Genomic DNA, 12465 nt, shown 5'->3' with positions numbered 1-12465 from the left:
CTTTGCGGGACTGTTTTCGCTAAGTAGATTTACGTATTTTGCGGCCCCCTCTGACATTTGGCAGGTGTTTGGCAGCTTCGTTTTCTAGACTTTCCGCGCAAGTTGTAAGAAAAGGAGACGAACATGGGTCAACACAGGTCCACCCTTGCGGGTGTGCAGGGGCGCCGGGCGCCCGCCAAGGAGCGGCCATGAGCGCCGGCGGCAAGAACTACAACAAGGATTACTACGGCGGCGCGCTGATGATCCTGCTCGGTGGCAGCGCGGCCTATGCGGCGCAAAGCTACAACATTGGCTCGCTGGCCCACATGGGTCCGGGCTACTTCCCGTTTGCGGTCGGCATTTTGCTGGCGCTCACGGGCGTGCTGATCGCGCTGAACGCCAAGAAAACAGGCACCGGCGACGAGGCGGCGCTGGTCGGGCACAAGCATGAGATTCCCGATTTCCGGGGCGCTGCTTGCATCATCCTGGGCACCATTGCCTTCTACTTCTGTGGCGAATACCTGGGCCTGCTGCCCGCGACCTTTGCCATCGTGTTTATCTGCGCTTTGGGTGACCGCAGCAACAGCGTGATGGCCTGCTTCGTGCTGGCCATGTCGATGATGATCGTCGCCGTGGTGATTTTCTGGTGGGCGCTGCAGGTGCAGATGCCGCTGGTCAGGTGGGGGATGTAAGCCATGGGACAAGCATTGCAAGACCTCTGGTACGGCTTTGGCATCGCCTTCCAGGGCCATAACCTGATGTGGTCGTTTTTCGGCGTGCTGGTGGGCAACCTGATCGGCGTATTGCCGGGCATGGGCGCGCTGTCGGCGATCTCCATTCTGCTGCCACTGACCTACACCATGCATCCGGTGCCTGCCATCCTGATGCTGGCCGGTATCTTCTACGGCTCCCAGTACGGCGGCGCCATCGGCGCAATCTTGCTGAACCTGCCATCGCACCCGCCCCATGCAGTGACCTGCCTGGACGGCTACCCGATGACCAAGAAGGGCAAGGGCGGAACGGCGCTGGGGATCACGATGATCTGCTCGTTCTTTGCGGCCTCGGTCGGCATCATCGTGATGATCTTCGCCTCGCCACTGCTGACCACGATCGCGTTCAAGTTTGGCCCGGCCGAGCTGTTCTCCATCATGCTGCTGGGCCTGCTGGCGGGCTCGACCATGTCGCGCGGCTCGCCGCTCAAGGGCGTGGCGATGACCTTGTTCGGCCTGCTCTGCGGCATCGTTGGCACCGACGTGAACAGCGGCACCTTCCGCTTTGCGTTCGACATCCCGGACCTGAGCGATGGCCTGGAGATGGTGGCGGTGGCGATGGGCTTGTTCGGTATTGCCGACTTCCTGCTCAACGTCAACAAGATGAAGGCGATCACCAGCAACACCAAGATGCGCATCCGTGACATGCGCCCTTCGATGGCCGAGCTCAAGGAAGCCTTCTGGCCGATGGTGCGCGGCACCGCGGTGGGCACCTTGTTTGGCGCCATGCCCGGCACGGGCCCGACCATCACCACCTTCATCGCCTATGCGCTGGAGCAAAAGGTGGCCAAGGACCCGAGCCGTTTTGGTACCGGCATGATCGCTGGCGTGGCAGCCCCCGAGGCCTCCGCGCACTCGAAGACCCAGGTGGACTTCATCCCGACCATGAGCCTGGGCATTCCCGGTGATGCGGTGATGGCGCTGCTGCTGGGCGCGCTGCTGATCCAGGGCATTCAGCCCGGTCCTCAGCTGATCACCGAGCATCCGGACATTTTCTGGGGCCTGATCGCCAGCTTCTGGATCGGTAATGTGATCTTGATGATTCTGAACGTGCCGCTGATCGGCGTCTGGGTCAAGATGCTGGCCGTGCCGTACAAGTACCTGTTCCCTTCGGCGATGTTCTTCATTGCAGTGGGTGTGTTCACCACGCAAAACAGCCTGTTCCATATCTGGGAGGTGCTGGCCTTCGGCATCATCGGCGCCGTCTTGATGGTGCTGGACTTCTCTGTCGCCCCCATCATGCTGGGCTTTGTGCTGGGGCCGATGATGGAGGAGAACTTCCGCCGTGCGCTTCTGCTGTCCCGTGGCGACATGATGGTCTTCATGCAGCGCCCCATCAGCGCGACCTTTGTCTGCATCAGCCTGTTCCTGCTCGCTGCCGTGACCTGGTCGGCCTGGCGCAAGCGCTCGGGCGTGAGTAAGGTGGCCCAGGCCATCGCGCAGGAGACCTCGGACGCTGGCGTGGTGGTGGCCAAGTAAGGCTCGCTGCCCCAAGCAAAAGCCGCTCCTCGGAGCGGCCTTTGCTTTGGGGTACTACGAGGCGATCAGCGCTGCAGTTGGGAGAACTCGCGCTCTACATCGGCATGGGCCTGCTGCATGGTGGTCGAAGGCGGCGGGCCCATGCGGCTCACGACTACAGCGGCGATCCAGGCGAAGGCAAAACCGGGGATGATCTCGTACAGGCCCAGCCAGCCAAACTGCTTCCAGACCAGCACGGTGACGGCCCCGACGATGATGCCGGCCAGTGCGCCGCCACGCGTCATGCGGCTCCAGAACAAGGACAGGATGATGACCGGGCCAAAGGCTGCACCAAAACCCGCCCAGGCGTAGCTCACCATGCCCAGCACCTTGGCCTCGGGGTTGCTCGCAATGGCAATGGCAATCAGCGCTACCAGCAGCACCATCGCGCGGCCCACCCAGACCAGCTCGGTCTGGCTCGCCTGCTTGCGCACAAAGACGCGGTAGATGTCTTCGGTCAGCGCGCTGGAGCAGACCAGCAGCTGGCAGGACAAGGTGCTCATCACCGCAGCCAGGATGGCGGCCAGCAAGGCGCCGGCAATCCAGGGGTTGAACAGCTGCTTGGTGATCTCCATGAATACGGTCTCGGCATTGGCGTTCACCGCGGCAGCGCCTTCCGGGTGGGCGGCGAAATACGGAATGCCGATAAAGCCCACCGCCACGGCACCGCCCAGGCACAGCACCATCCAGGCCATGCTGATGCGGCGTGCGACCGGAATGGTCTGCACCGATGAGGCGGCCATGAAGCGCACCAGGATATGCGGCTGGCCAAAGTAGCCCAGGCCCCAGGCCAGCAGCGAGGCGATGCCCGCAACGCTGGCGCCGCGCAGCAGATCGAACTTTTCTGCCGCGACGATGGTATGCAGGTCCTGGCCGGGCTGCAGTTGGCCCTGCACGGCCAGCCAGGCAATCACCGGTGCCAGCAGCAGCGCGGTGATCATCAGCGAGGCCTGGATGGTGTCGGTCCAGCTCACGGCCAGAAAGCCGCCAATCAGCACATAGGCGATGGTGCAAGCTGCGCCCACCCACAGCGCGGTGGTGTAGGGCATGCCGAACATGTTCTCGAACAGGCGCGCGCCTGCAACGACGCCCGATGCGCAGTACAGCGTGAAGAACACCAGGATGACCAGCGCGGTGACGATGCGCAGCACATTGCTGCGGTCCTCAAAGCGGTTGGCTAGGTAGTCGGGCAAGGTCAGCGCATTGCCGGCACGCTCGGTGTAGAGGCGCAGGCGGCCAGCTACGAAGAACCAGTTGAGGTAGGCGCCGAAGACCAGCCCGATCGCAATCCAGGATTCGGACAGACCGGTGGCGTAGACGGCCCCGGGCAGGCCCATCAGCAGCCAGCCGCTCATGTCCGAGGCCCCGGCCGAGAGTGCAGTCACAAAACTGCCCAGACTGCGGCCGCCCAGGATGTAGTCGGACAGGTTCTTCGTGCCTAGGTAGCCGAGCCAGCCGATGGCGAGCATGGCCACCAGGTAGATGGCGAACATGATCGCCGTGGGATCGTTCCAGGAAAATTGCATCACTGAGCCTCCTTGGTGTTGTGGTATTTCGGGGTGGAAGAGCGGGTGCGTAGCCTTGGCCAGGGGCCGGGTATGAACCCATCGGAATGGCGGCAGAAGAGAGCCGGCAAAGACCCGGGGTGAAAAACGCGCCCGGCCTGCAATATGGCACGGCTGCTCCCCGAAATTAACCAGCCTTATCTATTTTGATGTGACGATAGGTAATAAAAAAGCCCCTGACCAGGAGGCCAGGGGCAGCAGTGGGCGGAGCGCCGTGGGCGGTGATCAGGCCGGCAGAAAGCCTTCCACCGACAAGTAGCGCTCGCCGGTGTCATAGGCAAAGCCCAGCACTTTGGCGTTCGGGGGCAGATCGGGCAGCTTTTGTGCAATGGCGGCCAGCGTGGCACCCGACGAGATGCCGACCAGCAGGCCTTCTTCGCGGGCCGCGCGGCGCGCGTATTCACGGGCGGGCTCGGCATCGACCTGGATCACGCCGTCGAGCACGCTGCTGTCCAGGTTGCGCGGAATAAAGCCGGCGCCAATGCCCTGGATCGGGTGGGGGGCTGGCTGGCCGCCCGAAATGACGGGCGATGCGGTGGGCTCGACGGCATAGACCTTGAGCTGCGGGAACTTGGCCTTGAGCACATGGGCCACGCCCGACAAATGGCCACCAGTGCCGACACCGGTGATCAGCACATCGATGCCATCGGGGAAATCGGCCAGCAGCTCTTGGGCGGTGGTGCGCTCATGCACGGCCGTGTTGGCCGGGTTTTCGAACTGCTGCGGAATCCATGAGCCTGGGGTTTGGGCGGCCAGCTCTTCGGCGCGGGCGATCGCGCCCTTCATGCCTTTTTCCTTGGGGGTCAGGTCAAAGCTGGCGCCATAGGCCAGCATCAGGCGGCGGCGCTCGATGGACATGCTCTCGGGCATCACCAGGATGAGCTTGTAGCCCTTGACGGCGGCGACGAGCGCCAGGCCCACGCCGGTGTTGCCGCTGGTGGGCTCGATGATGGTGCCGCCGGGCTTGAGCGCGCCGGTCTTTTCGGCATCTTCGATCATCGCCAGCGCGATGCGGTCCTTGATGGAGCCGCCGGGATTGCTGCGCTCGGACTTGATCCAGACCTGGGCGCCAGCGCCGAACAAGCGGTTGATATGGACCACCGGCGTATTGCCAATGGTGTGCAGAATATTCTCAACTTTCATGGTGCCTCCAGCGGATCAGGATGAACAAGGGGGTGGAAATAGCCGAACCATTGTGACGCAGTTGATCATTCCGGCTGGAATATCAATATGTCCAAGATGTTCTTAACGACATGGGACTACAGACACCCGCCCACCGGTCTTTCCTTGATGGCCGTCAATACCGCCAGCAGCCCATCGACCGAAGATGGGCACTGAACATCATCGCCGTGCAAGGAGGCCGTTTGCTGAGTTTCAACACCACCCTGGTTCTGCTGGGCGTCTGCTGCGTCAGCCTGCTGCTGGGCTTTTCCTGGCGCGACAAGGTCTGGGCGCCCTGGCTGATGCTGGTATCGGTCTGTGGCCTGCTGGCGCTGATGGCCAGGATCATCTACGACCTTTTGTCGATGGGCTGAAAGGTCAGACCACGCTGCTGGCCGCGTCCCTGGCGCGGCGCAGTGGCGTTTTCCACAGCTCGGCCAGCAGCACGCCCAAAATGGTCATCGCTCCGCCGATCCACAGGTAGCTGTGCAGCTGCTCCTTGGCCCAGGCCGAGGCGATCAGCGCGGTCAGCAGCGGGGTCAGGTTGAAGAACATGATCGAGCGGCTGGGCCCGAGCTTGGCGACAGCCGTCATCCACATCCAGGTGGCCACAATCGAGGCCATGGTGCCGGCATACGCGACCAGGTACCAGTTGTCGGCGTTGAGGCCGACCTTGGGCGAGGCCAGGTAGAACGGCAGTTGGGCGAACATGGCCACCACCATCTGCAGGTACAGCAGCTGCCAGCTGGGCACGCGCGGCATGGCCCAGCGCTTGAGCAGGATGTTGTAGGCCGCATAGGCCAGGCAGGCCAGCAGCATCAGCAAATCGCCCCGGTTGATGCCCTGGTCCAGCAGCGATGCGGGATGCCCTTCGCTGATCACCAGCACCACGCCGGCAAAGGCCAGGACCGAGCCGATGGCGCCGCCGGCCGTCAGCACCTGGCCGAGCAGGCCCACACAGATGCCCAGCACCACCAGCGGCGACAGGGTCAGGATGATGCCCATGTGCGTGGCCGTGGTGTAGGCAGCGGCAAAGTAGGCGCAGCTTTGGTAGACCACCATGCCCAGCACGCCCAGCACCAGGATCTGGCCGGCATGGCCCCGGATGGCCTCGCGGTTGCGCCAGACCGCCGGCAGCAGCACGGGGGTGACCAGCAGCACCGCCAGCACCCAGCGCAAAAAGCCGATTTCAATGGGGGCGATGGCGCCAGCGGCTTGTTTGCTGACGACGGTGTTGCCCGACCAGATCAGGACCGCGAGCAGCGGATACAGGTATTGCATGGGAGTAGAACTTAAAAACGTCTGGCTGCTATCATCGCTGTGGCAGGTTTAAAGCCTATAGCTGTAATCAGACATTTGATGCACCAAGCCAGACATGTTGCGCTGGCCGGATGCTGCAAGGAGCCACGATGGCGACAGGCCAGGCACTGAAGATCTACGACGTGGACCAGGAGACCGCACCCTATCTGGTGCGCTACGACGAGTTTGCCGCCGGCAGTTTTGCCGATGCGCACCGCCACCGGCTGGGCCATCTGAACTACACCTCGCATGGCACGATGACCATCGTCACCCAGGGCCGGCAGCTGGTGGCGCCGCCGCAGTACGGCATCTGGATACCGCCGGCGGTGGAGCACAACTGCTATGTGCCGCAGGCTGCCGTCTACCGCTCGTTTTATGTGCAGCCAGCGCTGTGCACGGGCCTGCCCCAGCAGGCCTGCATCCTGCGCATCAGCGCCATCGTGCGCAGCATCCTGGCCGATCTGGCCCAGCGCGACATACGCCGGCCCGCGGCGCCCGAGGACCTGCGCCTGGCCGAAGTGATGGTGGACCAGCTGCGGCTGGCGCCCTCGGAGCACAGTTTTTTGCCCGCCGCCCAGACCCGGGCGCTCGTCAGCGTGCTCGATGCCCTCAAGGCCGAGCCCGGCAGCCGCCGCACGATGGCCGAGTGGGCGGCCTCGGTGCATATGACCGAGCGCACCTTGGCGCGCCACTGCCACCAGGAGCTGGGCATGGGCCTGGCCGAATGGCGCCAGCGCCTGCGCCACCTTTGCGCGGTGGATGCGCTGGGCCAGGGCCGGACGGTGCAGGAGATTGCCTTTGACCTGGGCTACAGCACGGCCTCGGCCTTTATCGCGATGTTCCAGCGCGCAGCGGGCATGCCGCCCGAGCAGTTCCGGCGTGAGTTCAGCAGCGCGGTGGCGGAGTAGGGCGGCAACACTGCATTTACCCCGGCGGCGGCCTGCAGTTTTTGTGCGGCTCGCGCGGGCAGGCGCCATTCGGTGGAATAATCACGCCTGTGAAGCCTGCCAGACCGCCGCTGGTGCTAGTGCCGAAAGGCCGCACTGGAGGAACGTCCGGACTGCACAGGACAGCGTAGCAGCTAACGGCTGCCCACCGTGAGGTGAGGATCAGAGCAACAGAGACGAGTCCGGGGGGCGTACCGCAAGGTAAACCACTCGGGGTGAAACGGGCAATCTCTACGCGCAGCAATACCAAGTAGGCCAGCGTTGATGTGGTTCCGCAGAGTTGGCGGGTAGGTAGCGTCGAGCCGTGGTGGCGACACCCGGCCCAGAGTAATGGCGGTCACGCCTGGGGCAACCCAGGTGCACAGAATCCGGCTTATCGGCAGACTTCACACTTTGATCTTGAATAAAACGGCCTCCGATGTAGATCGGTGGCCGTTTTGTCTTTTTGAGCTCGGCGGACTCAGTCCTTTTTACGGGCGCGCGGATGGGCCTGGTCGTAGACCTGGGCCAAGTGCTGAAAATCCAGCCGGGTATAGACCTGGGTGGTGGTGATGCTGGCGTGGCCCAGCAGCTCCTGCACGGCGCGCAAATCCTGGCTGGACTGCAGCACATGGCTGGCAAAGGAGTGGCGCAGCATGTGCGGGTGCACGGGGGTGGTCATGCCGGCAACCAGGCTGCGCTCGCGCAGGCGCTGCCAGACGCTGGCGGCCGACAGGCGGGCGCCGCGCACGCCGATGAACAGCGCCGCATCGCAGGGCGCCACCTGGTCGCGCACGGCCAGCCAAGCCTGCAGCGCGGCCAGCGCGGCCTTGCCCACCGGCACCACGCGGCGCTTGCTGCCCTTGCCCAGCACATGGGCCTCGGCTGCGTCCCTATCGATCCAGCCCAGCGCCTGCACGCTGGCGGCGGTATCCAGGCCCACCAGCTCGCCCACACGCAGGCCACTGCCGTAGAGCAGCTCAACCATCGCGCTGTCGCGCGCCTGCACCCAGGGGTCGCCCTGGGCCTGGCTGGATTCGGCAAAGCGCACGGCATCGTCGACCGACAAGGCCTTGGGCAGCGGCTTGGGGGATTTGGGGGCGCGCACATCCTGCACCGGGTTGCGCTCGACCAGGCCTTCGCGGCCGGCCCAGGTAAAAAAGCCACGCCAGCCGCTCAGGATCAGCGCAATGCCCCGGCCGCTGCGGCCAGCGGCATGCATCTGCGCGACAAAGCGGCGGATGTGCTGGGGGCCGAGCTGCAGCACCTCGGTATGGGCCTCGGCGGCCATGGCCGACAGGCGCTGCAAATCCAGCGTGTAGAGCGTGTGCGTGCGTGGTGCCAGCCGCTTTTGCACGCGCACATGCTCCAGGTACTGGAGCATGGGAGCGCTGAGCGCGGCGGTGTCCATGGGACTAGCGCAGGCGGCAGAGCACGCTGGCGGCAATCTCGCCAATGCGCTCGAGCAGGTCGGTGTCCATGTCGGCCTCGAAGCGGGCCGGATCGGGCGAGCCCAGTACCAGCAGGCCCCAGGCAGGCGTGTCGCCCAGGATGGCGCCATCGCGCAGCGGCAGCAGCACCACCGACTGCACCTGGGCGCTGTCGGGCAGCCAGCCGGCCGGCTCGACGCCAACATTGGGGCCGCAGTAGGGGGTGGACAGCGAGCTGGCAAAGCTGCGGGCATCGGCGCTCACGCCCTGGGCAAAGGGCTCGTTCAGGTAGGTCTCGGCCACATCCCACAGACGCAGCGCCACCTGGGGCACCTCGAAGTGCTGCATCAAGCTCTCGGCAATCACCTCGGGCAGCTGCAGCGGGTTGCGGGTCTTGACCACATCGCAGGTCCAGTGGTGGATGCGGTCGATGGTGTGGTGGTTCTGGCTGCCGTTGCGCATCATGTCCATGATGCGGTGCTCCAGGCCCTTGATCTTGTCGCGCAGCATCTCGGCCTGGCGCTCCTGCAGGCTGACGGTGCGGTTGCCGTAGGGGCTGACCATGTGCACGCCGGTCAGTACCTGGGCCTGGCGCTCGAAGAAATCCGGTGTCTGCACCAGGAACTCGGCGATGTCTTCTTCGGTAATGGGGGGAACCTGGTTGTTTGCGCTCATCGGTCTCTCTCGTATCGGCTGTTCGCCGTCTCCTCGTTCGGTCACCGCAGTATGCCGCGCTAAGACTAGTCCGGAATGCTGATCTCACCTTCGAACACCGTCGTGGCCGGGCCGGTCATCATCACCGGGTCGGCGGCCTGGCCGCTCCAGGCAATGGTCAGCAGGCCGCCCCGGGTCTGCACATCCACCGGGCTTTGCAGCAGGCCCAGCTCAATGCCGGCCACCACCGCCGCGCAGGCGCCGGTGCCGCAGGCCAGGGTCTCGCCGGTGCCGCGCTCGAACACCCGCAGCCGCACCTGATGCGCCGTTTGCACCTGCAAAAAGCCGACATTCACGCGCTCGGGAAAGCGCGGGTGGGATTCCAGTACCGGGCCTTGGGATTCGACCGGCGCGGTATCCACATCGTCGACCAGCATCACCGCATGCGGGTTGCCCATGGACACGGGCACGATGAACACGGTAGTTGGATCGACCGGCACCTGCAGCGCCAACGGCCATTTCTGCGTGTGGTGCTGGGCCACCGGCGTGAGGCCGCTGGTGTTGAAGGGGACGTCTTCTGGCACCAGGCGTGGCTGGCCCATGTTGACGGTGACGCGGCCATCGGCCATCAACTCGGGGGCGATCACGCCTTTTTGGGTCTGGACCCGGATCGCCTGCTTGTCGGTCAGGCCCTTGTCATACACAAAACGGGCAAAACAGCGCGCGCCATTGCCGCATTGCTCCACCTCGCCGCCATCGGCGTTGTGGATCAGGTATTCGAAATCGATCCCAGGGGCGGGCGAGGGCCGCACCGTCAGGATCTGGTCGGCGCCCACGCCAAAATGGCGGTCGGCCAGAAAGCGGTACTGGTCGGCACGCAGACCCAGCGGGCCGGCGGTCTCGTCGAGCACGACAAAATCATTGCCGGCGCCTTGCATCTTGGTAAAACGGATGTCCATCTGGCTATTATCGCTTTTTGGGCCCGGTCCGATGCGCAACGGGGCAGAGGGCGCAAGAAGCTGTCAACCGTGGCGTGCGCCGAGGTTGCAGATGCGGACAGTCTGGGGCCTGCGCCAGCCCCGCCCGCCCTGCCGGTGACACAGCCCGGCCATGCAAGTGTTGATAATGGCCCCATGACCCGTTCCAGCCAGCTTCTCCATGCGCAACGCGAGCCCGCACCGGCCCGCGCAGCCGCCACGGCCTTGTTCCTGCGCGATGCGCCAGACCCCCAAGGCGGGCCGGGTGCGACGCGGCTGGAGGTGCTGATGTCGCGCCGCTCCGACCAGGCCCGCTTTGCGGCGGGGCACTATGTGTTCCCCGGTGGCGCCGTCGATGCCAGCGATGCCCTGCACCACGACCTGCTGGCGCGCCGCACGGCGCAGACCACCGAGGAGCTGACCTATGCCCAGGCCGCGATCCGCGAGAGCCTGGAGGAGATGGGCGTGCTGCTGGCCCGCCACGCCGATGGCCGCTGGGCCAGCCAGGCCGAGGTGGCGGGCATGGACCGCAGCCAGCCGCTGCTGCCCCAGTGCGCGGCGCTGGGGCTGACCTTGGCGGCCGATATGCTGTGGCCGCTGGCACGATGGACGGCCGCGCAGGAAATACCGATCCGCTTTGATGTGCCCTTCTTCGTGGCACGCATGCCCGAGGGCCAGGAACCGGTCACCGACGACACCGAACAGTTCGAGGCGCTGTGGGTGCACCCCGCGCAGGCCTTGCAGCGCGCAGCCGATGGGCAGATGACGGTGATGTTCCCCACCCGGGTCACCCTGGAGCGCCTGGCCGCCTACCCCACGGTGCAGGCGCTGCTTGATGTGCTGCAGGCGCTGCAGCAGGTGCAGCCGGGCCAATGGCTGTGGCAGTCGATGCCGCGTGGCGCGATGGTCGATGGCGAGGTGCGGCGTTTTATGGAGCATGAGACTGCCTATGGCGAGCTGGCCCTGGTCTGCCCCGATGGCCAGCTGCACCATGCGCTGGGCTGGCAGAGCGCTCAGCCGGTGCCGCTGTTGAAGAACGTGCAGCGCCTGACGGCCGACAACGGCGGCACGATGACCGGCCCGGGCACCAACACCTATCTGGTCGGTGATGCCGAGACCGGCTACATCGTGGTCGACCCCGGCCCCAAGCCGCAGCCGCAGGACGACCCGCACCTGGCGCGCATCCTGGCCGCCACCGGGGGCGATATCCGCGCCATCGTCTGCACCCATTCGCATCCCGACCACTCACCGGGCGCGGCGCCGCTGCAGGCGCTGGTGGCCCAGGCAGGGCGCAGCAAACCGGTGATCTGGGGGCTGGCTTCTGCCTGCACTGCAAGGGCCGGCAGCCAGTTCACGCCGGACCAGGCGCTGCAGGACGGCCAGGTGCTGCAGCTGGCACACCCTAGCGACCCGGCGCGCAGCCACAGCCTGCGCGTGCTGCACACGCCAGGCCATGCGGCTAACCATGTCTGCCTGGTGCTGGAAGAAGACGGCCTGCTGTTCAGCGGCGACCATATCCTGAACGGCAGCACGACGGTGGTGGACCCGCCCGACGGCAATATGCGCCTCTACCTGGCATCGCTCGCCAAGCTGGCCAGCGCCTGCGAGCAAGGGCAGATCGGCTTTATCCTGCCGGCCCATGGCTATGTGCTGGCCCAGCCGCTGCAGGTGATTGCCAAGCTGCATGCGCACCGCATGGCGCGCGAGGAGAAGGTGCGCGATGCAATGGCCCAGGCGCCCGATGGCACGCCGGAAGACTGGGTGGCGATCGCCTATGCCGACACGCCCGAGCGGCTGTGGCCGGTGGCCAAGCGCTCACTGCTGGCGCATGTGGAGCATATTCGCGGGATGTGAGGCAGGCTTGGGCTTTGCGCCCAAGTGCATAGAACCCCTCGCGCCGCGACAGTGTCTTTGTGGGAGGGGATGCTAGGGGGGGCGCCCAGCCGCGCAACACCGCAGCAATAGCCCAGCTATTGCGAGGATTTGCAACAATGCAGACCGCCCCTGCCCGGGCGGCCCTAGTCGGGCACCCCTTGCCGGGCGCCCACAAAGCCACTGTCCCTACGGGTTGGAGTGAAATCGGGCGATTTCTGCGCGCTGGCTCTTGCTTGCACCCCGGTGCAAGCTGCGTTCCACCCCTTCGAACTCATCCCGATTGCACTCCAACGCGGCTGCGTAGGGACTTT

11 protein-coding genes and 1 other RNA gene are annotated in these 12465 nt (G+C 65.2%); 6 read left to right on the top strand and 6 right to left on the bottom strand.

The window, feature by feature from the left end; all coding sequences use genetic code 11:
- The first annotated feature begins 188 nt into the window (after nt 1–188).
- Nucleotides 189–671, top strand: a complete 483-nt coding sequence (locus N4T19_RS12585) for a tripartite tricarboxylate transporter TctB family protein (RefSeq protein ID WP_232539447.1) — start codon at nt 189–191, stop codon at nt 669–671.
- A gap of 3 nt (nt 672–674) precedes the next feature.
- Nucleotides 675–2228, top strand: a complete 1554-nt coding sequence (locus N4T19_RS12580; RefSeq protein ID WP_116926518.1) for a tripartite tricarboxylate transporter permease — start codon at nt 675–677, stop codon at nt 2226–2228.
- Nucleotides 2229–2293: 65 nt separating this feature from the next.
- On the opposite strand, the gene putP is transcribed toward N4T19_RS12580, so the two are convergent.
- Nucleotides 2294–3793 (bottom strand): sodium/proline symporter PutP, encoded by a 1500-nt coding sequence (gene putP, locus N4T19_RS12575; protein ID WP_260718213.1) that lies wholly within the window; start codon nt 3791–3793, stop codon nt 2294–2296.
- Nucleotides 3794–4057: 264 nt separating this feature from the next.
- Nucleotides 4058–4975: a cysteine synthase A gene (gene cysK / locus N4T19_RS12570; protein WP_116926517.1), complete on the bottom strand. Its 918-nt coding sequence runs from the start codon at nt 4973–4975 to the stop codon at nt 4058–4060.
- Nucleotides 4976–5085: 110 nt separating this feature from the next.
- Between cysK and N4T19_RS12565 the strand changes: the two genes are divergently transcribed.
- Nucleotides 5086–5367, top strand: a complete 282-nt coding sequence (locus tag N4T19_RS12565) for a hypothetical protein (protein ID WP_260718212.1) — start codon at nt 5086–5088, stop codon at nt 5365–5367.
- Between the two features lie 4 nt (nt 5368–5371).
- Here the strand turns inward: N4T19_RS12565 and N4T19_RS12560 are convergent, their stop codons facing one another.
- Entirely contained in the window at nt 5372–6274 is a 903-nt protein-coding gene (locus N4T19_RS12560; RefSeq protein ID WP_260718211.1) for a DMT family transporter, read from the bottom strand.
- A gap of 128 nt (nt 6275–6402) precedes the next feature.
- Here N4T19_RS12560 and N4T19_RS12555 point away from each other — a divergent pair, with 128 nt between their 5' ends.
- Nucleotides 6403–7200: an AraC family transcriptional regulator gene (locus N4T19_RS12555; protein ID WP_116926564.1), complete on the top strand. Its 798-nt coding sequence runs from the start codon at nt 6403–6405 to the stop codon at nt 7198–7200.
- A 91-nt stretch (nt 7201–7291) separates the two neighbouring features.
- Nucleotides 7292–7631: RNase P RNA component class A (gene rnpB, locus N4T19_RS12550), an RNA gene on the top strand.
- Nucleotides 7632–7699: 68 nt separating this feature from the next.
- Here the strand turns inward: rnpB and N4T19_RS12545 are convergent.
- The 3 genes from N4T19_RS12545 to dapF form a co-directional block, all read right to left on the bottom strand.
- On the bottom strand, nt 7700–8629 hold the full coding sequence (locus N4T19_RS12545; protein ID WP_182343599.1) for a tyrosine recombinase XerC: 930 nt from the start codon (nt 8627–8629) through the stop codon (nt 7700–7702).
- Between the two features lie 4 nt (nt 8630–8633).
- Entirely contained in the window at nt 8634–9323 is a 690-nt protein-coding gene (locus tag N4T19_RS12540) for a DUF484 family protein (RefSeq protein WP_260718210.1), read from the bottom strand.
- 65 nt (nt 9324–9388) lie between these two features.
- A complete protein-coding gene (gene dapF, locus N4T19_RS12535; RefSeq protein ID WP_116926513.1) occupies nt 9389–10261 on the bottom strand; it encodes a diaminopimelate epimerase in 873 nt (290 codons plus the stop codon).
- 174 nt (nt 10262–10435) lie between these two features.
- Here dapF and N4T19_RS12530 point away from each other — a divergent pair, with 174 nt between their 5' ends.
- Complete coding sequence (locus N4T19_RS12530) at nt 10436–12133, top strand: MBL fold metallo-hydrolase (protein ID WP_182343597.1); 1698 nt, start codon at nt 10436–10438, stop codon at nt 12131–12133.
- Nucleotides 12134–12465: the final 332 nt, after the last annotated feature.

The sequence above is a fragment of the Comamonas squillarum genome (assembly GCF_025309455.1).
Classification (GTDB): Bacteria; Pseudomonadota; Gammaproteobacteria; order Burkholderiales; family Burkholderiaceae_C; genus Comamonas; species Comamonas squillarum.
The sequence above is the reverse complement of the archived record's forward strand: the minus strand, read 5'-3'. Positions and strand labels throughout refer to the sequence as shown.

Excerpts from the sequence above, each read along its gene's own strand:
- N4T19_RS12555 (WP_116926564.1), top strand. The coding sequence starts at position 6,403 with ATGGCGACAGGCCAGGCACTGAAGATCTACGACGTGGACCAGGAGACC.
- N4T19_RS12585 (WP_232539447.1), top strand. The coding sequence starts at position 189 with ATGAGCGCCGGCGGCAAGAACTACAACAAGGATTACTACGGCGGCGCG.
- N4T19_RS12545 (WP_182343599.1), bottom strand. The coding sequence starts at position 8,629 with ATGGACACCGCCGCGCTCAGCGCTCCCATGCTCCAGTACCTGGAGCAT.
- N4T19_RS12530 (WP_182343597.1), top strand. The coding sequence starts at position 10,436 with ATGACCCGTTCCAGCCAGCTTCTCCATGCGCAACGCGAGCCCGCACCG.
- N4T19_RS12565 (WP_260718212.1), top strand. The coding sequence starts at position 5,086 with ATGGGACTACAGACACCCGCCCACCGGTCTTTCCTTGATGGCCGTCAA.
- N4T19_RS12540 (WP_260718210.1), bottom strand. The coding sequence starts at position 9,323 with ATGAGCGCAAACAACCAGGTTCCCCCCATTACCGAAGAAGACATCGCC.
- N4T19_RS12580 (WP_116926518.1), top strand. The coding sequence starts at position 675 with ATGGGACAAGCATTGCAAGACCTCTGGTACGGCTTTGGCATCGCCTTC.
- putP (WP_260718213.1), bottom strand. The coding sequence starts at position 3,793 with ATGCAATTTTCCTGGAACGATCCCACGGCGATCATGTTCGCCATCTAC.
- N4T19_RS12560 (WP_260718211.1), bottom strand. The coding sequence starts at position 6,274 with ATGCAATACCTGTATCCGCTGCTCGCGGTCCTGATCTGGTCGGGCAAC.
- dapF (WP_116926513.1), bottom strand. The coding sequence starts at position 10,261 with ATGGACATCCGTTTTACCAAGATGCAAGGCGCCGGCAATGATTTTGTC.
- cysK (WP_116926517.1), bottom strand. The coding sequence starts at position 4,975 with ATGAAAGTTGAGAATATTCTGCACACCATTGGCAATACGCCGGTGGTC.